The sequence below is a fragment of the Pseudohongiella nitratireducens genome (genome assembly GCF_001642735.1).
GTDB classification, from domain to species: Bacteria; Pseudomonadota; Gammaproteobacteria; order Pseudomonadales; family Pseudohongiellaceae; genus Pseudohongiella; species Pseudohongiella nitratireducens.
Genome location: NZ_LWHM01000021.1, coordinates 57,498 through 78,825 on the forward strand (window position 1 = coordinate 57,498; position 21,328 = coordinate 78,825).

The window sequence follows — 21,328 nt, forward strand, 5'->3', positions numbered from 1 at the left end:
ACAAAGCGAGCAAGGTGTCACCCCTAATGAAAAGCTCAGGTTCTTTGCCGTTTTTGGCAATAGGAACTGTCACTCTGGTATTGTTTGCCTGTAGCCAGGAAGGTAACAGGGGCGCCACTGTGTCAGCGCAATTAACAGAGTCCCCGGTTCATATCCTGCCCGATACACCCAGTGCAGATATGCTGGCCTGCGCTGATAGTTTTGCGCCTGTTGTGCCAGAGACTGGCACTTACAGTCGTCCTGTTGATGCAAAATATCCGTTGACCCAAACTTATTTTGATCAGGGCCTTAGGCTGACCTATGGTTATTACTTTCCTGAAGCTGTAGCGTCGTTCGATGCAGCACTTTGCCTGGAACCTGAGAATGCTATGCTGCACTGGGGGAAGGCGCTGGCGCTGGGACCAAATCCGAATAGCCGTTATAGCGGCAGGCCAGATGACCCTCACGGTCTGGGGGAAAGATCCATTGCTTTGGCGCAGGCTGGTGCGGGCGAAGTGTCTGATGCTGACAGCGGTCTTATCAGGGCATTGTCTGTGCTTTATGACACGACATCTTATTCCGATCAAACCAGCAGAACTGAAGCTTTTATCGAATCAGCCGTGGCAAATTACCAGGTGCACCACAATGATCTCGAGGCAGCATTTCTAGTGCCTCATGCGATAATGATGTCCACGCCCTGGGCTTATTATACGTCGGGTAGTGGCGCGCCGATGGCTGGTATCCCTCGGGCGTTGGAAGTGCTGGAGCGTGGTATTGCCCTGCATCCTGAACACCCGGGGCTGACGCACTTGCATGTACACCTGCTGGAAGCGTCGAATACACCATCTCGGGCTGAAGCTTCAGCTGACCGATTGGCATCGTTAACTCCCATGGCAGGGTACATGGTCCATATGCCAGGGCACATTTACATGCGGCTTGGTCGATACGAGGACGCGATCAGCACCAACGAAAGATCACTCGACGCCGACGATTACCTGCAACTGATGTGGGGCGATAGGGCGCTGCGGCACCAAGGCACTGATAACATGTCATCCTTGAGCCATGGCGCTCATGCTAGCAACTTTATCCACTGGGCGAGTATCCTGCAGGGCAACCGCGCTGCTGCGATTGAAATATCTCAGTATGATGCTGCTTATGTGAAAACAACGGAGCTCCACCACGGCAATGGATCGCGAACACTTGCTGCCCACTGGATGACGCTGCGAGCGTTTGGGTTGTTCGACGACCTGCTTGCTACGGTTAACCCTGCACCGGATAATCCTTATCTGAAAGGTTTATTACATTGGCTCCATGGTGCGGCTCATGCCAACAAGGGACATTTGGCTGCAGCCCGTGAAGAACTGGCTGCTTTACAGTCAACCCGTACCTCGCCAGGCCTGTCAGCCATCAAAGCCAGCGTCAATACGGCGAGTGATTTGCTGGGTATAGCAGAGGCCATGCTCGCAGGTGAGATTGCCAATGCTGAGTTGGATTATGACATGGCCATTAAGCACTTTGCCCATGGGGTCAGTTTGCAGGAACAACTGGCATATATGGAGCCGCCAGACTGGTTGCAGTCGACGCGTTTATATCTTGGCCAGGCGCTGATAAACGCTGGGCGTCCTGAAGACGCCGTTGCTGTATTTGAGCGTGACCTGCAGTTACTGCAGAATAATGGCTGGGCACTAAGAGGGCTGGCAGATGCATTGCACGCAGCTGAAGATCCAGAGCGTGCAGCCAGAATTGAAGTGCGTTTTGCGGAGGCTTGGGAAGATGCAGATATCAGTTTGCCAGCGGCACATTTTTAGTGTGTTGAAGTTATCCTTCCTGATCATCTTTATTGCTCTGAGCTGTTGCGCCCAGGTTAACACGGCACCCAATCCAATCAGCGAAGCCTCCGGGCAATCTGATTCTGCTTTGCTGGAGTACTACTTTCGGACTGGCAACTATCCTGCCGTCAGTGACACCAGGCTGGGCAGGGAGTGTCGTGTTTTTCATCCTGAACTGATGGACGATGGCCGTCACCCTATCGTGATCTGGGGAAACGGGACATACACCAGTCCAGCTTCATACCGGAGTATGCTGGAACATTGGGCCAGCCATGGCATGGTTGTTGTCGCCGCGATGACACCCAATGCAGGGACGGGTCGGGAAATGGGAGGTTGCCTTGATGATATTCTTGATGAGAATACTCGTGATGGCAGCATTTTTCAGAATAAGTTGATGCCATTACGTGTAGCAGTTGCCGGTCATTCGCAGGGAGGGGGTGGTGCGATTATGCTGGGTCAAGACCTGCGCGTCACGACTGTGATAGCGATCCAGCCTTATGTCACCGGCCGAGGACATGAACCATCAGCCTGGCAATCTCAGCAGGGGGCACTGTTGCTTCTGTCTGGCGCTGAAGACTATACCGCCCCGCCGACAGAGCAACAGCAACCTGTGTTTGATGCCGCTGAAGTCCCGGTAACCTGGCTGACATTGCGTGGCGCCTCTCACTTGGCACCCATGTATACCGGTGGCAGCTATCTTGGCCCGGTGACAGCCTGGCTTCGCTGGTATCTGCGCAACGATAGTCAGGCAGCAGCTCTGTTTGAAGGAAGTCGCTGTGTGTTATGTCAGGATCCACGCTGGGAGGTGCGAATAAAATAGCCCGAATAACGTCATTATTAACAGGTGAGCTTTTAATAATGGGTAATTGAGGAGGCAGCAATGCTTAAAGTTCATTCTTTTAGAATGCGCAAGCGATTTACGGTTGGAGTGGTTTTTCTTTGCACTGCATTCGTGAGCTCTTTTAGTCAAGCTCAGCCAGGGCAGAACCCGAACTCTTTGCCGCCAGGACTGCAGAAAAAAGTCGAAGAAGGAAAGCCGTTACCTCCTGGCTGGGAACGGAAGCTGGAAATCGGCGGTTACCTTGATCGCGACATTTATCGCCGTGCTGATGTGCTTTATCGTGACCGTGAAGAAGGACGCGTTACGGTTCGTATTGAAGGTAAAGTGATTCGGCTTATCGAAAACTCCCTGGAAATTGTCGATATTTTAAACGACCTCTAACCGGGCTTGTCAGCGTGCCCCAGGCTTCGGTCCGGGGCAATAACGTCGCGTACCCGTTGCTTCAAAGTTACAATATCAGGAAAGCCGTCCATCTCCTTCCGTGACCACACGCGTGACTCATCCACCCAGACTTCAAAAACTCCCCCTGTTCCCGGCTTCAGCGTCAGTTCGCTGATATCTCCGTCGAAGGTTGACAGCAGTTCCTGTGCCATCCAGGCAGAGCGCAACATCCATCGACATTGTGTGCAGTAGTGAATCGTGACAGTGGATGCCATAATTTGAGTTCCTCTGGTATCTTTGGTGCCGGTATTGGTTGTCTAACACACGCAGGTGATTTGAATGCGAAAGCTCGCCATACTTGATACGGATATTCTCTACGACTCTTTGCGGCCACGCTACCAGTGTTATGGAAAAATGTTTAGCAATCTGCTTGCGGAAGCTGGCTTAAACTGGGAAATAGAAACCTTCAGTGTGATTGAAGGCGAATACCCGGCTGAACTCGATAGCTTTGATGCGTTTCTGATTACCGGGAGCAAGTTTGACAGCTTTGCGGACACTCCCTGGATTGTTGAGCTTAGAGAATATGTGCGCAGGCTTTATAAAAGTCGTATGCCAATGGTGGGTATCTGTTTTGGTCACCAGGTGTTGGCACATGCCCTGGGTGGTGTGGCTGGTCGCAGTGATGCAGGTTGGGGACTCGGTGTAATGCAGTATCAGATCAAAGCTGAATTACCGTTTCTTGACAGTATTGAGGATGTGGCGCTGATAGCCAGTCATCAGGATCAGGTGCTGTCATTGCCGCCAGGAGCCGAAATCTTGCTGACGAATGACTTCTGTGCGCATGCGGGTTTTCACATCCCGCGCAATGTACTGGCTGTGCAGGGGCATCCTGAGTTTACTGTTGAATATGCAAGAGACTTGTTGAGCGTGCGCGAGGATAGTCTGCCGCCGAGTGACGTTGAGGCGGCGCGAGAGACACTATCCAAATTACCCGCTGAGGGCTTGAGGGTCGCCGCCTGGATAAAAGCGTTTATTGAGGATGCGGTTGCCAGTCGTCACTTGTTCAGCACCGATCGACTGTTATGCCGGCGGTGGCTGTTGCAAGACAGAGGTCAGCTTCTGGATGTATACGGTGATTTACAGACAGTTCGCTGGGTAGGGGATGGCAGCCCCCTGACTGAGGAAGGGGCAGATTACTGGTTTGCTGTCACCGAGCGTAATTATCGGCAACGAGGTTACGGGATGTTTACTTTGCAAACACGTGACACCGGTCAGATCGTTGGCTTCGCCGGGATCGTGCATCCTGGTAACCAGGAGGAGCCTGAAATCAAATATGCGTTGCACCGGGATTGTTGGGGAGAGGGACTGGGCAGTGAACTGGTGGCAGGGCTTATCGTGTATGCCAAAATTAAACTGGGGCTGTCGGAGTTGATCGCAACCGTTGATCCAGACAATCAGGCCTCGCGACGTATCCTGGAAAAATCAGGTATGCACCATGAAGATATCATCGATGACGAAAATGGCCGTAAGACGTTGATTTATCGATTGCGGGGGTAGCCAGCATTGATAAATTGATTGCAGATGAGAGTAATTATCGTTAAGATTGCTTTCTTTCTTACGTGCTCTCTATCGGGTCATTCTGACCTGTTTTCGTCTGGATATACTTCATGAATAACAGCCTCAACCGTACTTCGTCATTCAAACTTGCCCTGGTTATCAGCGCTATCACTCTGTCCCCGTCACTGCTTGCACAAGGTGCGGCTTCATCCGAAATGGAAGAAATTATCGTAACCGGTTCACAGGTGGCCCTGCCTGAAGCTTTTTCAGGTGGTCAGGTCGCTCGTGGGGGGCGTGCTGGCATGCTTGGTAACCTGGATATGATGGAGTCTCCTTTTGCCAGCAGTAATTTCACTGAAGATCTGATTCGCCAGCAACAGGCTGTCAGCGTTGCCGATGTAATGCAGAATGATCCGGTCGTCCGGGTTGCCAAAGGCTTTGGCAACTTTCAGGAGCTGTACATGATTCGTGGCTTTCCGGTTTATTCCGACGACATGACCTATAACGGTGTCTTCGGTATTTTGCCTCGTCAGTTTGTCGCAGCAGAGATTGCAGAAAGGGTGGAAGTCTTTCGCGGTGCCAGTGCTTTTTTGAACGGCGCAGCACCCGGTGGTAGCAGCTTGGGTGGATCTGTGAATCTGGTTCCAAAACGAGCAGATGTGCTTGACCTGAACCGAGTCACGGTGGGTCTGGAGTCTGGCGGCCAGCGGCAGTTGGCCGCTGATGTCAGTCGCCGGTTTGGCAGCAACGGTGAAACTGGTGTGCGCGGCAACATCGTCAGTCGCGATGGTGAAACGTCGGTGAACGATCAGGAGCGTGAGCTGACAGCGATGTCCCTGGGTATGGATCACCAGGGGGAGCGGCTGAGGTTGTCTGCGGATATGGGGTATCAGGACCACCGCATTGATTCACCGCGTCCGAGTGTCACACCGAACGGCGAGATACCGGCTGCACCTTCAGCCGATACGAACTTTGCCCAGCCGTGGACATTCACGGATGAGGAACAATTCTTCGGTGCGGCCCGTGGTGAGTATGACATCAACCAGAATCTACGAGCATGGGCTGCAATCGGTGCGCGTCAGGGCGAAGAAAGGAATCGCCTGGCAAACCCGAACGCTGCAGTCGATGGTACGACCTCAGCCTATCGGTTTGACAATGTTCGTGAAGACGACATTTTGTCAGGCGAAGTAGGCATGCGTGCGGATCTTGATTACCGGGGTGTATCACATGCGGTGACTGTCACAGCGTCGTCATTCTCGCTCGAATCCCGAAACGCTTATGCTTTCTCCAGCTTCAGTGGTTTTGCCGGAGACCTCTATGATCCTTTTACTGTGGATGCGCCGGATGCAGACTTTTTTGTTGGTGGATCCATGTCGGCGCCATATATCACAGAAAAAGTTGATAATGAAGGCTTTGCGGTAGCGGATATGATGGGCTTTCTGGATGACCAGGTTCTGGTGACAGTCGGTGCGCGCTGGCAGAATATTGCTACGGCATCGTTTGATTACAATTCAGGCACAGAGCTTTCAAGCTACGATGAATCTCGTGTGACGCCGGTGTTGGGCGTGGTATATAAGCCCAGCGAAACAGTTTCTCTCTATGCTAACTATATTGAAGGTTTGTTGCCCGGAGAAATTGCTCCTGCCAATAGTGGCGGTGCCCCGGTGCTCAATGCTGGTGAAGTGTTTGATCCCTATCAGTCAGAACAGTTTGAGATGGGTGTGAAAGGCGATTTCGGTAGTGTTGGCGGTTCAATCAGTTTCTATCAGACCAGTAAGCCAAGTAGTTATGTAGAAAATAATGTATTTGGCACTTATGGTGAGCAGGAAAATCGCGGTCTGGAAATCAGTGCTTTTGGTGAAATTACACCAGATGTCCGCATCATCGCCGGTTACACTCGTCTTGAGGCGGAGCAGCAACGCACCGAGAACGGCCAGTTCGATGGCAATACAGCCGTTGGTGCTCCGGAAAACCAGTCCAATATTAATGTGGAATGGGATACACCGGTAGCAGGGCTGACGCTGGAAGGGCGCATGGTTAACACCGGATCGCAGTATGCGGATGCAGCCAATACAGTTGAGCTGGAGTCCTGGCAGCGTTTTGATCTTGGGCTGCGTTACGCACGTCGCTTTAATGAAAAGCCGGTGACTTTCCGGGCGCGGTTGCGCAACGCGACTGATGAAGACCAATGGGTTTCCGTGGGTGGCTTCCCCGGCTCCAATTATCTGGTGCTCGGAGAACCGCGCACACTGGTCATGTCAGCCAGTGTTGATTTCTGAGGTGAATACGCTTTTCGCTTTGATCATGGCAATGGCTGGTGTGATGCTGCTGTACTTTCGGTGGTGTCGACATACCGCCAGTCAGCAATGGTGGACAGTTGCTGGTTGGCTGTTGATCGCGCTGGCGACGCTACCCTGGACGCTGGCGCATGGTATTGAGTTTGCTGTTATGTATGCATTCCTGGTGCCGGGTATCCTGGCCTGGGTTTTTGTTGGCAGACAATGGTTTATTGCTACAAAAAATCAAGTCGCAAAACGTCATGATAAAAAGCCGGTCACAGAAGCACGTCGCCCTGTGACCGAGGTATACCAGTTACACCATCCGCAGCGCTGGCTGGTACTGCTGCTCCGTACCGCTATGGTTCTGCCATATGCCGGCGCTGTGTCCTTGCTGGCAACAGTCGCACTCACCGATCTTCTCCCCTTGATAAAAAATGACACGCTGGTCCTGGCGTTATTGGCTGGGTCATTAGTCTGGGGCATTGTTGCCAGTTGGTTGTTAGCGCAAACATCATTGCTGCGACCTGTTGCAGCTCTGGCTGTTGTTGGACTCTTAAGCGCGCTTTATTTATTCGGATAATTTGCAAATGAAATTTTCTCTGCCACCCGCTTTGGTCAAACGTTATTTGCAAAGTCATTCCTGGATTGGCCTGGCAATGGCTGCTGTTTTATATCTGGTGTGTATCTCTGGAACGGTGACTGTGTTTGCGCGATACCTTGATCGCTGGGAACAGCCGGATGTTCAGGAATTCACCCAGATAGACACGGCTATTTTGAACAATGTTTATCGTGATTTGGTAGAACAAACCCCAGACCTTGCTGGCGATGTACTGGTCATGTTACCCAGAGAAGGCATACCCAGAGCGTCACTGGTTTCCTCGCAAGGTGCATGGCTGCTGAACCAGGATGGGAGTCGCGGCAAGGTGCTTGCCAGCCCCTGGACAAATATGTTGATCAGTCTGCATGATCATCTTCACTTGCCCGCAACCTGGGGAATGATCGTGGTCAGTATTACGGGTGTCTTAATGACTGCACTGATTGTCTCAGGATTTCTTTCCCACCCGGGTATTTTTCGTGATGCCTTTCATTTTCGACAAGGAGCTTCACCCAGGTTGCAGCAAACAGACCTGCATAATCGCTTAAGCGTCTGGGCGGCTCCCTTCCATCTGATCATTGCCGTCTCGGGTGCCTATTTTGGCGTGGCGGTTTTGATGAATGCCATCATTGCCAGCGCGTTTTTTGGCGGTGATGATGAGGCCCGGCTGGCTGAGGTCTTTGGTGGCCCTCCAACGCTGGAGCAGGAGGTAGTGCCCGTCAATATTTCCCGTGCATTGGCGACGTTGGAAGAAATTGTCCCCGAAGCAGATCCTTTCTATGTCACGATTGAGGATGCTAACTCACCTTCACAATATATGCTGATAGGTGCTCACCACACTGATCGTTTGATTTATGCAGAGCAGTACCGTTTTGATCAGAATGGTGACTATATTGATAATGTGGGATATACCGATGGGCCTGTAGGGCGCCAGGCCATCTTTTCTGTGTTTCGTGTGCACTTTGGCCATTTTGGTGGTTTACCGGTTATGCTTCTGTATGGCTTTCTGGGTATAGCTCTGTGTGTCGTTTGCGTCAGCGGGGTAAATATCTGGCTAAATAAACGTAAACACAAAGACGTTATCAATGACATCTGGCCAGGCTTCGTATGGGGAGTACCTGTGGCGATTCTTGGTTCGGCCCTGATCAGTCTGCTGTCCGGTCTGTCAGCGGTTTCTGCTTTTTGGCTGTTACTGGCGTTGAGCACGATGCTTGGGCTAGTGATAAAAACAGCAACAATCACACGAAGGTGGTTGATTACCGCGAGTGCTTTGCTGGCGGGAGTGCTTGCTGCTGTACACGCGCTGGTATACGGCGGTGATGCTTTCCATGGGGTGGCGCTGCTGATTAATATCAGTTTGCTGGTGACAGGTTGTTTGGTTATTGCCCTGATGTATCTGAGGAAGCAGCGCTGACGTACTCATTGTCCTGACGACAATACACGGTATTCCGACCAGCCCTCTTAGCACGGTAAAGAGCACTGTCTGCCTGGCGCAGTAACAGGTCTGCTGACTCTTCACTGCCAGGTGTGGTGCTGGCCACACCGACGCTGACGGTCACGGTACCGGTTGCAGATTCGTCATGTTTCATATTCAATGCCTCTACCGCCTGACGCACCTGTTCTGCGATTCGGCAGGCGTCAGCGAGTTTGCAGCTTGGCAAGACAATGCTGAACTCCTCTCCCCCATAACGGGCCAGAATGTCGGAAGATCGGTTAATATGAGACTTCAGGGTGGAAGCTATGAGTTGAAGGCAGCTATCCCCATCCTGGTGCCCATAAAGATCGTTATACTCTTTAAACCGGTCCACATCTATCATCAGAACTGCAATCGCGTCATTGGCCTGAAGAGCACGCTGCCACTGACTTTCCAGTACATCGTCAAATCGGCGGCGATTTGCCAGTCCGGTTAAAGCATCTGAAACAGACAGTTCAGTCAGCTGTGTATTAGCGGACTCAAGTTCGCGGGTTTTTTCTGTCAGCACTTGTAAGGCTGCTTCTGTGCGCTGTTTGCTGCTTTCCAGTTGCGAGTTGCGGGCACTGGCCTCTTGGGCAACGCGATGAAACTGGTGAACAGCACTGGCCAGGCGGCCTAATTCATCTCGGCCTTCTTGCGGCAGACTGACATCAAAATTACCACTGGCAATTTCTTGCATGGTATAGCTAAGGTTGGCGGTTCTTTGGATGAGATTACGCATAACATGCAGGTAAAAGAACAGCAGCATACCCAGCAGGCCAGTCGCTGTAACGGTCAATAAAATCAGGCGAGAGCTTTGGCTGTAGGACAGAGCATTCTCGCCTGCCCGATTGATTTGCCTGACTTCCTGGCTTGCCAAATTCTCCGAGGCTTCATCAATCTGTGAGGTGATTTCTGCGTTTTGGAGTAATAAGGAATAACCATTGCTTAACAGCTCCAGCTCTCTACGCCGTAAATTAATCAGATTGTCAGGTGAATTGCTGATGTCGATCAGGCGTTGAAAGTCAGGTTCGATGGCTTCCTGAATAAAATCCGGTAATTTACTCTTGGCTTCATTGGCTTCTGCCAGGTCGGAGGCAATTTGCTGCTCGAATACTTCCAGCTGACTTAAGGTTGAGCTTGTGGTGGCTCTTATCTGATCGCCACTGATCATGCCAAGCAAGGTATATAACCTGGAGATGGGCACAAGCCTGGCATTATCGATAGCCATTTGCCTTAAATCCTGTGCGGGGAAATCCGGTTGCGTACCAAGGTGGGCAATTACATCACTGTCGGCTTCAAGCATGCGGATACGGAAAGTCAGGTGCTGCTGCATTGCCTGCCAGGCCTCTGACAGGGCGCGACGGGATTGATCACGGGTGATCAGAATATCCAGACGTTGTTCAACCAGGTTTCTCAGGTCAGCCAGGTTAGCGTTGAGTTCAGTGGATAATTGTAAAATGGTTTGCGTAGGTTCATCGCCCTCTCTGTCATAAAGCGACCTAAGGTAGGGTTCAACCTGAGCCTGGGCTTCATCCAGTGAAGAAAAAGCGCGCTGCTTCTCCGCCTCACTACTGATATTCAGCAGGGTCAGGGCGCGGGCCGCCAGGTTGTCCACAGCCCGTGCTGTCCGGAAGCTGTTCATTGTCGAGGGCAGGCGTTCGCCAAGAATATCATTGACGTCCCCGGTCAGGCGCTCAGAGTTGATCAGTGCTGTGCTTACCACAAACACCATTAGTCCTGTCATTAACGTAATGCCCAGCAGGAAGCTGCGACGTATGCCCAACCCTTCATGTAGATAGCGGCGCCAGCCACGGGAGCGCTTGCCAGCATAGCGCGGATTACTCCATGACATGACTTTCTCCATCGCGCCAGATATGCCATGTAAAGTTTGGGTAATCAGTTGTGATATCGCCTTTCTCGTCAAAGGAGACATCACCTATGATGGTTTCAATGGTGCTTTCGCGAATGGCGGCGGCGACTTCAGCCGCAGCAAATGAGCCTGCCCTGTTTACACCTTCTATCCAGACCTGGACAGCGGCAAAGCTGAGTAAAGCATATCCTCTGGCTTCTACATTGCGATGCTGGTAAATAGCCTGTGCAATTTCGCTAAATCGTTCCGGTGATACCTGGTTGTCGATCTCGGCGGGAAACGTGAACATAACATCGTCAGCTTCAGGCCCGGTAATACTGGGAAAAGTAGATGAAATCAGGCTGTCTGCACTGATAATCCGAAAATCAGCGCGCAGCATGCTTGCCTGGCGAGTGAAAACGCCAATATCAAGTACGCCCCCGACCACATAAACAACATCAACATTAGCCTCCATCATCAGCAGCACTTGCTCCAGATATGAGGTTGCGGAAGCCACTGCTTGAGTCATTTGTGCAATCTCAGCCCCGGCCCTTTCAAGCACCTGCATTGCTTCTTCAGTCGCTCCTATGGAATAGCTGGTAGGAAAGCGCAAAATACCAATGCGTGCCTCAGGGAAGTGTTCCAGAATATGTTGTGCTGCCAGCTGGCCTTGCTGGTCATCCCGTCCGAGCATGCGGAAAATCGTCTTCAGGCCCAGTTCGGTAATGTTAGGGTCAGTCGATGCTGGGGTAATCTGAAGGACTTCCTGGGCAGCATAGACTGGGGCAGTGGCAAGTGTAGAGGTGGAGCAGGAGTGGCCGATAACCAGCTTTGGCTCTTGTCTGACGACCTCCTCGGCAACTGACAGTGCAATATTGGCCCGGCAACGGTCATCAAACTCTGTGACGATCAATTTCTTACCTAGCAAGGTCCCATCAGTTTCCAGGGCGATTGCTGCCCTGACCCCTGCTTGAAACTGTGTCCCGACCGATACGCTGGTGCCTGACATGGGACCGGCAATGGCAATGGTGGCGGTGTTTGGGTTCTCACCCTGGCCGTGCGTGGCTGAAGCCAGTGTTAACAACAAGCATAGCAAGCACTGGCAAAGCCAAAGCATGTTTTGTTTGCTTGTATTTCCCACTATGACGCTGGCCTCGAATAAACGGCGAAAAATTCAGTCAATTTTGCGCCAAATGTTCTGAAATGTGAAGTAGTTAACAGATTATCGGCCAGCATGAGGCAAGCCTTAGTCCTTCCTTCAAAGATTAGCAGTTGCGCGCTCACCATGAATATGAGATTTATAGCTTGTCATCCAGTAGAGGGGGGAGCCCGCATTGGCAGATTCGTGCTGTCGGTTCGGTGAATATTAATATCTCTGCGAGGTGAGGAAGCTAACATGAAGCATTCGGACGGACAGCAAGACCCTCAATCAAGCCAGCCCCTGATTTCCCGGCGGCGGTTCATGCAAAGCAGTGTCGCCCTGGCTGGTAGTGGTTTGGTAGCTGCATCTTTAGTCAACAACCCGAATCAGGCTGTTGCACAAGCAACAGGTGCCCAGGCAGGCTCTGCGGATAATGACATAACGGTATTTACCCATACTACAGTGGTCAGCAACGATGCAGATCGCCGGACCTATCAAGACGTTGCCCTGGTGGTTCAGGGCGACACCATTGCCGCTATCGGGAATACGGACGAAATGTTGTCACGTTTCCCCAATGCTGCTGTTTATGACGGTAGCCGAAAAGCGATTCTGCCTGGCTTGATCAATTGCCATGCCCATCTTGCCCAGGCACTCGACAAAGGATTTAACGAAGACTTCGGTTTTCCCAACAGTCTCAATCTGCCTGTTAGTCCCTTTAGCCTGATCAGTGAAGAAGAAGCCACTTTAATGTCGATGGTGGGTGCGCTTGAAGCCTTGCGGGGTGGTACTACAACGGTCGTTCAGAATGTGGGTAACATCGCCAGGGATGCTGCGGCGCTGGCAGAGACGGGGCAGCGCTGGGTGTTTGCGGAATCGGTCAGGGACATCGAAACAGTCGATGGCCCAATGTCACCGCCGAGGTTAGCCAACAGTGTGCCACCGCAATTCTCCGATCGTCTCAGGGAGGAGGGCATGCAGCGCATCAGTGATCTGTTTGATCGCTGGCATGGTTATGATAATGGTCGGATTCAGGTTTTCCCCGCAGCGGCATTGGTCGAATTGTCTTCACCTCAGTTGCTCAGAGATGTACGCGAGTTTGCAGACCGGCATGAGCTGGGTTACACGATTCACATGACGCAGTCTCAGGCTGAGGTCGATTTCATGTTGCGCTATCACGGCATGCGGCCCGCTTTGTTTTTGCAGGAACATGGCTATCTTGGGCCCCGGCTCTTTGCCGCCCATGCGCGTTATGTGGATGATAATGAGATCAGGGTGCTGGCTGACTCAGGAACCATGGTGACACACCAGGCGTCGATGGCCGCCAATCGTGGTGTCAATCCGCCGGTTACCCGGTTGCGCCGTGGCGGTGTGCGTATGTGTCTGGGAACGGATAACAACAATAACGATATGCTCCATGTCATGAAAGTTGCCATGCAGATGGAGCGTATTCAGCGCGCTGATGATATCCCGGGCATTTTGCCGCAACCGGAAGACCTGCTTGCAGATGCGTGCAGTGGTGGTGCAAGTGCAGTCAATATGGGGGGGTCGTTAGGTCAGCTTGCGGTGGGTAAAAAAGCTGACCTGATTGTGCTTGATGTCATGAAACCACACCTGACGCCCTCAGGAAGAATTCTGTCGGCATGGCTACACAATGGTCAACCTTCTGATGTCGAGTCTGTCATGGTGGATGGAAAGTTTGTTATGCGTGATCATCGTGTACTGACAGTGGATGAAGGTGCATTGATGGAGGAAGCTTACCAGGTCGGGCAGCGTGTCTGGAGCCGGATATTGCAGGACGGGCCACTCACTTTGCCTACTATGTCTTGATGATGATAGTGAAAATGAGGAGAGGTAAGAATGGAAGTCAATATGCTAGCAGTCTTTCTGGCGGCACTGTCTGCTTTTATTCTGGGGGGAGCCTGGTATTCGCAGGCGCTATTCGGCAAAATCTGGCAGCAGGAAACCGGTGTTAATATTGATAACATCAAACCGTTGCAGGTCTTTGGTGGCGCATTTATTTTGGCCTTTGTCTCGGCTTTTGTGTTTGCCATGTTTCTTGGACCGGACCCAGGGTTGGGGCTGGGGGTTGGAGCTGGTGTCGCAGCCGGGGCCGGCTGGGTAGCGACGTCTTATGGTATTAATTACCTGTTTGCACAGCGTAGCCTGAAACTGTTTTTTATTGATGCCGGGTATCATACCCTGCAGTTTACGCTCTATGGTCTGATACTGGCAGTGCTATAAGAGCTAAGGCCTCTTGTTGAAGGTATTACAGCCGTAAAGCAATAAGTAGCTGTGCAGCGAAAAATATGTACAGCATGAAGTGGAATGGAGAATTAGGGAATGGCAGAGCGCTTTGAACGCATGTTGGCAGAGCATCAAGCATTTATTGAACAGCAACATATGTATTTTGTTGGTACAGCGGCACCAGATGGATACGTTAATGTATCACCCAAGGGACGGGATACATTACGTGTTCTGAATGAGAATCAGGTGGCATGGTTGAATCTGACCGGCAGTGGCAATGAGACAGCTGCGCATTTATTGGAAGCTAACCGGATGACAGTGATGTTCTGCTCGTTTGATCGTCAGCCACTCATCCTTCGTCTGTATGGCAAGGTTCGTTGTATTCAGGCGACAGACCCAGACTGGTATGAATGGCTGGCTCAGTTTGGCAACCCGGCAGGTGCGCGTCAGGTTTTTGTTCTGGATATTGCACTGGTGCAAACTTCCTGTGGCTTTGCCGTGCCGTTCTATACGTTTGATGGTGAACGGGATACGCTTGATAAATGGGCTATGAAAAAAGGAGAGGACGGGATCCGGGAATACTGGCAGGTGAAGAATACCCGAAGCCTTGACGATAAAGAGACGGGTGTCCCTACTATATAGGCGGTGCGCTATATTGACTCGGTGATAGAATCATACCAGTGATGCCTGCTGTTTTTTTATGCGTTTTATCAGGGCAAGTAAACTAAGGGATCTCCAGATCGGACGGCTGTAGAAACGCCTGTGGCCGACCCAGTCTGTGCCCATATATCACCGCATAGACCAGCACATTTTGTACATACTGCCGCGTTTCCAGGAATGGTATGGTCTCGACCCAGACATCGGCTGGCAAGGTTTGAGCCTGATCTCGTAACCACTGCCGGACCCGGTTTGGTCCGGCATTGTAGGCGGCAGTGGCAAGGATGCGATTGTCCTGGAACGATTCGATCATTTGTGACAGATATTCACTGCCTAGTCGAATATTGATTGATGGTTCAAATAAGTCGTTGCGTGACACAGACAGCCCCAGGTTGCGTGAAACATCGCCTGCCGTGCCGGGCATCAACTGCATCAGGCCACGTGCTCCAACGGGAGAGACCACGTCAGCCATGAAAGCACTTTCCTGTCGGGTGATGGCATAAAGGTAGGTGGTGTCCAGTCCGGTATCCTGAAATGCCTGGTCATAACTGTCGAGATAGGCGACAGGAAATCTCAGTTCCAGGTCGTCCCAGTGCTGTATGCGGATCATGGCCTGGATGCTTTCCCGGTGCCATTGCCAGTTTTTTGCCAGTACGCCGCTGGCAGCCACTTCGTGGTCATTGAGAGAGGATTGAAGGTAACGCCATTCATTGCGGGCATTTATTTCCTCGCCCACTTGCAGTAACTCGTAAGCACGCTGGACCGACGGGCGCTGCAACAAGGCCAGCTGTGTGCTGGCATCAGTTGGGGCAGGGATATGTGTCAGGGCATAAGGTTCATCCACCCGGTCTGCCGATAAGTAGCCATAGTAGCTGCGCGATTCTGCCAATTCCTGAAAGGTGCTCAGGCTTTGTTGCTGGCTATGCTCATCCGAACTGATCGCCTGGGTTGCACGGGCCCGCCAGTATCGCCAACGTTCTGAGTTGCGGGTTTCATCCGGTAGTAAGGCAAGCCACTTTTGCACGCGTTGCCAATCCAGATCAGCCAGGGCATCGCGTATCAGCCAGCCCACCAATACGTCAGTCTGTAGCGTCGGAGTGTTCTGTATCAGAGACTCTGTCTCAACAACGAATCCCTGAAATAACAGCCGCAGGGCAATATATCGTTGAATGCCGGACATTTCTGAGTTGCTGAATTGATGAATCTCGCGATAGTGGTTTAATTGCAACAACGCTTGCGCCGCATCAATATTGGCTAGCTTGCGCAATGACCGGAGGATCATGGGGCGAACGCGCGGATCAGTGTTTTCCAGGCCAGCGTCGCTGGCCAACCGCTCCGGGCGGCGATCCACGTTGAGCCAGAGATCGGCCAGCGCTTTGTCGTCAACGGGCATCAGTGTGCTGATATAGCTGGCCAGGTTCCGGTTACCCGCCTGCATGTTTTTCTCAAATCGCTCCCAGATCAGTTCTGGAGTCAGCCCGTCCGCATCCATCCAGGCGTCAAACAGGGGATCACATTCGTTCGGTTGAGAGCGGGCAACGTTCCAGAGTGCCGGTGCCTGGTCGAGAACCGATGCATCGCCCTGGTTGTGGCGAGCCAGTAATGCCTGGCAGGTTAACTGGGTGTAGCTGTTGTCAGGGTTGAAATAACGAATGAGCGCCTGTTCCTGGTCAAGTTCAGCCAGCGTCGCTACCCACTGGCGTTCCAGCCTGGCTGCGAGGTAAGAGGGCTGATAATCGGCCAGAAATTTATCGACATCTTCAAAAGGCAGGCTTCCCAGCCGTGGCTCCAGCTCTGCATAGTCCAGGTATGGCAGCAACGGGTAGTTCGCTTCGGCCAGTTGTTGTCGCATAGTATTGAACTGTTCCATCTCTCTTGCTGCCAGTGCCTCCTGGGCTTGCTGAAAGAGCTGTCGTTCATCTGACCAGTCTGAGGATTGCGCGTTTGCGTGATCCGGCAAAATCAGGCAAATGAGCATGATAGCCATCAAATTTGTGTGGCGTACCAGATTGCTGGCCGCTCGACTGGTTGTGTTGTACCAGGAATGCAGTTCGGACATAAATTCGCGTTCGGTGCTGTTTCTGACCATGGGAATCACACTCTACCATTAGCCTGAAGACGGCTCCACCAGATTGGCAGATATGCCAACAGTCAGCCAGTTTGGTTAATAGTTGGTCGAATTACTGGACGCGCGGGTATATAGCTGTCAGCCTTTGGAGGGCCTGTTTAAAATTTAAAACTGTTTTTAAACAGAGAGTTATGCTTTTATCTGGTACCAGGCAAGCGTTGCAGTCAAGGTGTTTACTTTATTGGCGCAGTTGTTGCTTCATTGAGAATAACCCAGGGGTCTGTGAAGAGGCCCCAATGCCTGACTCAAACATTGAGGAAAAAACACATGAAAACAGCACAAGTCGCTTCCGTATTTATCTTTTTAACAACGTTGGCCAGCACTGCTACCTTACAGGCACAGGAGTGTGAGTATCAGCGCGATTATGACATTGACCTGGATGCCAACCAGATCCAGGAACTGGAAATAGATGCAGGTGCTGGCCCTATTGAAATCAGTGGCCAGGGTGGCGATTCCATTAGAATTACCGCCCGGGCATGTGCTTCTTCAGAGGATTCGCTGGATGGTGTGACACTGCAGTATGAGCGCAACGGTGATCGCTGGGAAGTGATCAGTGAGACCAAGGCCGATGACGGCTGGTTTGGCTGGACAAGAGACAGTTACGCCTACCTGGAAATGACCATTGAGGCCCCTGGCGGTATCGATCTGGATATTGATGATGGCAGTGGCTCATTGCTTGTCAGTGATTGGCAAGGGGCGATGGAAATTGATGATGGCTCAGGGTCGATAGAACTACGCAACATACTCGGAGCCGTGGATATTGATGATGGTTCTGGCTCGCTTCATCTGACTGAGGGCGAAGGTGATATCGAGCTGGAAGATGGATCAGGCGATATTGATATCAGCAACTGGACAGGCAATATTTACCTTAATGATGGTTCTGGTGATATGAACATTACTCAGATCGTGGGCAATGTCACCGTGGATGATGACGGCTCAGGTCCGATTACCATTGAAGATATCGATGGTAATGTCCGTATTGAGGAAGATGGCTCAGGCAGTATTGATGTCTACCGTGTGACCGGTGATCTGACCATGGGAAGCACGGGGTCCGGTGGTCTGCATTTCAGTGATATCGAAGGCAATGTCAGTATGTAATGGCTGGCGTTCCATGGGTAATCCCCCGCTGTGATGTCTTATTTGCAGGTTTTGGCATTTCAGCTTGTTACTTTTGCTGAAAAAGTGCCAGACTTGTCCCGTCTGACAGTTCGATAATAAAAACGAAAACTGCGGGGTGAAAGTATGCAATACCTGTTTGTGCGAGACCACGGCCATGCTCTGACGGCATTACTGGCCATATGCCTGCTGCTCTTGGGGGCGAGCGTTAGCGCCCAGGATGATATGGATACGCTGGATCCCACCGGTCCGATGCCTTACGACATTGTTGAGTACTGGGCCGAACCTTTCGCCGAGCCTGGTTTTTCCTGGGGCGGTAACTCCGGTGTCCATGTCGAGACGGATGATCGTATCCTCATCGTGCAACGGGGTGAGACGAAGCTGCCTGACCCGGTACCTGAAGAATATAAGCATTTCCCAGGCTCCCTGGGCTGGAACGTGATCCAGGGTCAGGGGCGAACCTGGCAAAACCTGATGTACGTGATGAACAGTGAAGGTGAGGTGCAGGAGATCTGGAACCAGTGGGATCACCTCTGGGAGGGTACAGATGGCCCCGGTCCGCACCGCCTTCGAGTCAGTCCTTATGATCCGGAACGTCGCGCCTGGGTCATTGATGAAACCAACCATGTTATTTATGTCTTTTCCCAAGACGGCAAGCACCTGATTCGCATGCTGGGTGAGAAAGGTGTGTCCGCTTCAGATGAAACGCATTTTGGGCTGCCCCAGGATGTTACCTTCTTACCGGATGGTCATGTGCTCGTTGCCGATGGCCTGGAAAATACCCGGGTGGTGATTTTGAACCTGGAAGGGCAGTATGTCGGCGAGTTTGGTTCAGCCGGTGAAGCGCCCGGGCAGTTTCAAAGTGTCCACGGTATTGCCATGGGGCCAGATAATAAAGTCTATGTGGTTGATCGCAACGCCATGAACATACAGGTGTTTCGTCAAACCAATGCCGGACAGGATGGTGAAACGCCGCAGTTTGAGTTTGATGCGCGCTGGCAGGGGCCGGATTTCCCGCTGGATATTATCGTCAACGAAGACTACGCCTGGGTCACTGACATACGGCCGCCCAAAATCATTCAGTTCGATCTGGAAGGCAATCATGTTTATACCTGGCTGCTGCCGGCGGAAGGACCGACCAAGTGGCTGGAGATGCACTCATTTGCTGTCGACAGTCAGGGCAACCTGTATGGCACCGATAATCAGTATGCCAGACCACAGAAGCTGATACCGCGAGCCGATGCAGATCCGAAACACCTGATTGGGCCGCAATATGTCCCCTGACAGCCCTATAAGTTGACGCGGGTTGCCGCTGACCTGGCATGTTAATGTGATAAGTCAGCAGCAACCGGGGATACGCTCTGGCAAGTGCTCGGTGTTCAGGCAGTTAGTGTCTGCTTTTGCGTTGCACCTTGAACGTATTAACCATGTCGCGCAGATGGTTGGATGAGTGATCCAGATTATCTGCCGTAGATGTTGAACCCATCGCTGTTTTTCTGGACAACTGAGCCTGCTCCACAGCCAGTACCACGTTTTTATTAATTTCGTCGGTCGCATAGCTCTGTTCTTCCGCAGCCGTTGCGATTTGCGTAATCATGTCTTTTATGTGCGTGATAGCACTGCTGATTTCCGTCAGAGAGTGCCGCGACTGATCAGCCAGGGTGACAGTTTCCGAGGTTCTGGTAAGACCATCCTGCATGGCCTCTGCAGCGCGAGTGGCTCCGGTTTGAACTTCCGCAATCATGCTCTGAATCTCCGCAGTCGACTCCTGCGTGCGGTGCGCCAGGGCGCGTACTTCATCGGCTACCACAGCGAAACCACGCCCCTGTTCTCCGGCACGTGCCGCTTCAATTGCTGCGTTAAGGGCTAACAGGTTGGTCTGCTCGGCGATATCCCGGATGACATCCAGTACCGTGCCAATGCTGCCTGCATTCCTATCCAGATCATTCATCAGGTTGGCAATGTGGCCAACATCCTGCGAAAGCGTATTCACGGCATCGCTGGTGCGTTTGGCAATAGAAAAGCCTTGTTGGGCAGAGCCGTCTACTTGTTCTGCGGCCGAAGCCGCTGCTACTGCATTGCCCGCGACTTCCTGAACAGTCTGACTCATTTCAGTAATGGCGGCCGCAACTTGGTCAGTATGTCTTTCAGAACTCTCAGTATGATCACTGATCTGTCGTGCCGTGGTGCTGATTTCCCGGGAGGCAATGCTGAGTTCGCTGGCACTTTCCTGCACGGAGCGAATGATATCGGCAACACGATCCTGCATGTCAGATAGTGTATTGGTCAACTGGCCCAACTCATCATTGCGCCGGGAAGAAATATTCTGGTCGAAAACACCATCTGCCATCTTTCTGACGGTATCGCCAATGACCCGCAACGGTGCGACAAACCAGCGGTGAATCAACCAGTGTGTTAACGCCAGCACCAGAATCACAATGGTCACAACTGCGATCTGGCTCCAGAATGTGAGTTGCTGACTGGTTCGGGAAAGTGCCAGTGAGACCTCGCGGGTATCTGCTTCCATCGTTGTGGCGGCTTCATTTAGCAAGCTGGTCGGTTCACGGTCGATGCCAGTGACTGCCTGGTCGCCAGCCCGAAAATCCAGTCCGCTTTGCATGTAGGCCTGGTAGCCTTGTTCATAGGCGGCCAGTAGATCGTTATGCTGGTCGATAAAGCTTTGCACTAACTGGCGTACATGACCGTCTTCCAGTTCTTGCAGTACTTGCTGGCCGGTTTCCTGAATGGTTGCATGCATGTCATGGAACTGTTGCCAGTATCTTTCACGGCGACTGATGTCTTCACCACGCAACAGAACATTTTTCCATTCCTGTACCTGGGTCTTGAAATCAACATTCATGCGCTGGATGTCCATCTCAGCAGCAACTTTGTTATCAACCAGGTTGCGGTAGGCAGTGATGTTGGAGGACAGAATCAGTGTGGCTGAAAGACTAACAAGAAAAATAGCGGCAATGCCGGTGCCAATCAGCAGGACTAGGCGTGTTTGTATCGATTTCATCAGGGGCTCTACTACTTGAATTCATGAATTTGTGCTTGTTAATCAGGAACCGATGACCGACAACCTGCTGTTATTGTGTCTTTTGGGGCGGGTCAGCAATGTAATCGGCCACTGGCTTTCAGACTTTAATAAAAAGATACGCAAGCTATTGATCAGGAAGATTTTTATTAAATTTTCTTGTCAATTTTGTGACGCTGAATCTAGCGTTTTGGAACAAAAATGCCGGATATCAGGTCTAAGCCCTTGATGGTACACAG

Annotated in this window: 17 protein-coding genes; 12 read left to right on the plus strand and 5 right to left on the minus strand. The window is 51.8% G+C overall.

Annotated elements, in window-relative coordinates:
• The first annotated feature begins 26 nt into the window (after nt 1-26).
• Genes PSCS_RS07850 through PSCS_RS07860 form a run of 3 tightly spaced genes read left to right on the plus strand, consistent with a single transcriptional unit; the run spans nt 27 to nt 3,030 of the window.
• A complete protein-coding gene (locus tag PSCS_RS07850; protein WP_068811498.1) occupies nt 27-1,787 on the plus strand; it encodes a tetratricopeptide repeat protein in 1,761 nt (586 codons plus the stop codon).
• A 1-nt stretch (nt 1,788) separates the two neighbouring features.
• Nucleotides 1,789-2,628 (plus strand): alpha/beta hydrolase family protein, encoded by an 840-nt coding sequence (locus PSCS_RS07855; protein ID WP_082866439.1) that lies wholly within the window; start codon nt 1,789-1,791, stop codon nt 2,626-2,628.
• A 60-nt stretch (nt 2,629-2,688) separates the two neighbouring features.
• Nucleotides 2,689-3,030: a hypothetical protein gene (locus PSCS_RS07860; RefSeq protein ID WP_157885658.1), complete on the plus strand. Its 342-nt coding sequence runs from the start codon at nt 2,689-2,691 to the stop codon at nt 3,028-3,030.
• Here PSCS_RS07860 and PSCS_RS07865 read toward each other — a convergent pair.
• Entirely contained in the window at nt 3,027-3,305 is a 279-nt protein-coding gene (locus tag PSCS_RS07865) for a SelT/SelW/SelH family protein (RefSeq protein ID WP_068811503.1), read from the minus strand. The two genes, PSCS_RS07860 and PSCS_RS07865, sit on opposite strands and share 4 nt — an antisense overlap.
• Nucleotides 3,306-3,369: 64 nt before the next feature.
• Between PSCS_RS07865 and PSCS_RS07870 the strand changes: the two genes are divergently transcribed.
• The 4 genes from PSCS_RS07870 to PSCS_RS07885 all read left to right on the plus strand — a co-directional run bounded on the left by PSCS_RS07870 (nt 3,370) and on the right by PSCS_RS07885 (nt 8,875).
• Nucleotides 3,370-4,587 carry a GNAT family N-acetyltransferase gene (locus PSCS_RS07870; RefSeq protein ID WP_068811505.1) on the plus strand — a complete coding sequence of 406 codons (1,218 nt, stop codon included), beginning with the start codon at nt 3,370-3,372 and terminating at the stop codon, nt 4,585-4,587.
• A gap of 110 nt (nt 4,588-4,697) precedes the next feature.
• Nucleotides 4,698-6,866, plus strand: a complete 2,169-nt coding sequence (locus PSCS_RS07875) for a TonB-dependent receptor (RefSeq protein ID WP_068811507.1) — start codon at nt 4,698-4,700, stop codon at nt 6,864-6,866.
• Nucleotides 6,853-7,446, plus strand: a complete 594-nt coding sequence (locus PSCS_RS07880) for a hypothetical protein (RefSeq protein ID WP_157885659.1) — start codon at nt 6,853-6,855, stop codon at nt 7,444-7,446. Before PSCS_RS07875 ends, PSCS_RS07880 begins: the two co-directional genes overlap by 14 nt.
• A 7-nt stretch (nt 7,447-7,453) precedes the next feature.
• Nucleotides 7,454-8,875, plus strand: coding sequence for a PepSY-associated TM helix domain-containing protein (locus tag PSCS_RS07885; RefSeq protein ID WP_068811511.1), 1,422 nt, complete (start codon nt 7,454-7,456; stop codon nt 8,873-8,875).
• On the opposite strand, the gene PSCS_RS07890 is transcribed toward PSCS_RS07885, so the two are convergent.
• Both PSCS_RS07890 and PSCS_RS07895 read right to left on the minus strand, forming a co-directional pair.
• Nucleotides 8,841-10,769 (minus strand): diguanylate cyclase, encoded by a 1,929-nt coding sequence (locus PSCS_RS07890; protein ID WP_068811513.1) that lies wholly within the window; start codon nt 10,767-10,769, stop codon nt 8,841-8,843. The genes PSCS_RS07885 and PSCS_RS07890 overlap by 35 nt on opposite strands.
• Entirely contained in the window at nt 10,756-11,853 is a 1,098-nt protein-coding gene (locus PSCS_RS07895; RefSeq protein ID WP_068811516.1) for a branched-chain amino acid ABC transporter substrate-binding protein, read from the minus strand. The genes PSCS_RS07890 and PSCS_RS07895 overlap by 14 nt, the downstream gene beginning before the upstream one ends.
• 309 nt (nt 11,854-12,162) lie before the next feature.
• On the opposite strand from PSCS_RS07895, the gene PSCS_RS07900 reads away from it, so the two are divergent.
• The 3 genes from PSCS_RS07900 to PSCS_RS07910 all read left to right on the plus strand — a co-directional run bounded on the left by PSCS_RS07900 (nt 12,163) and on the right by PSCS_RS07910 (nt 14,793).
• Nucleotides 12,163-13,734: an amidohydrolase family protein gene (locus tag PSCS_RS07900; RefSeq protein ID WP_068811517.1), complete on the plus strand. Its 1,572-nt coding sequence runs from the start codon at nt 12,163-12,165 to the stop codon at nt 13,732-13,734.
• A gap of 30 nt (nt 13,735-13,764) precedes the next feature.
• Nucleotides 13,765-14,148, plus strand: a complete 384-nt coding sequence (locus tag PSCS_RS07905) for a DUF1761 domain-containing protein (protein ID WP_068811518.1) — start codon at nt 13,765-13,767, stop codon at nt 14,146-14,148.
• Between the two features lie 99 nt (nt 14,149-14,247).
• Complete coding sequence (locus tag PSCS_RS07910) at nt 14,248-14,793, plus strand: pyridoxamine 5'-phosphate oxidase family protein (RefSeq protein ID WP_068811520.1); 546 nt, start codon at nt 14,248-14,250, stop codon at nt 14,791-14,793.
• An 82-nt stretch (nt 14,794-14,875) separates the two neighbouring features.
• Here the strand turns inward: PSCS_RS07910 and PSCS_RS07915 are convergent, their stop codons facing one another.
• The gene (locus PSCS_RS07915) at nt 14,876-16,867 is read right to left on the minus strand and encodes a transglycosylase SLT domain-containing protein (protein WP_158662867.1); all 1,992 of its coding nucleotides are present in this window, start codon (nt 16,865-16,867) and stop codon (nt 14,876-14,878) included.
• Nucleotides 16,868-17,203: 336 nt separating this feature from the next.
• On the opposite strand from PSCS_RS07915, the gene PSCS_RS07920 reads away from it, so the two are divergent.
• Both PSCS_RS07920 and PSCS_RS07925 read left to right on the plus strand, forming a co-directional pair.
• Nucleotides 17,204-18,034, plus strand: coding sequence for a DUF4097 family beta strand repeat-containing protein (locus tag PSCS_RS07920; RefSeq protein ID WP_068811522.1), 831 nt, complete (start codon nt 17,204-17,206; stop codon nt 18,032-18,034).
• Between the two features lie 144 nt (nt 18,035-18,178).
• The gene (locus PSCS_RS07925) at nt 18,179-19,336 is read left to right on the plus strand and encodes an NHL repeat-containing protein (RefSeq protein WP_068811525.1); all 1,158 of its coding nucleotides are present in this window, start codon (nt 18,179-18,181) and stop codon (nt 19,334-19,336) included.
• 103 nt (nt 19,337-19,439) lie between these two features.
• Here the strand turns inward: PSCS_RS07925 and PSCS_RS07930 are convergent, their stop codons facing one another.
• On the minus strand, nt 19,440-21,071 hold the full coding sequence (locus PSCS_RS07930; RefSeq protein ID WP_068811527.1) for a methyl-accepting chemotaxis protein: 1,632 nt from the start codon (nt 21,069-21,071) through the stop codon (nt 19,440-19,442).
• Nucleotides 21,072-21,328: the final 257 nt, after the last annotated feature.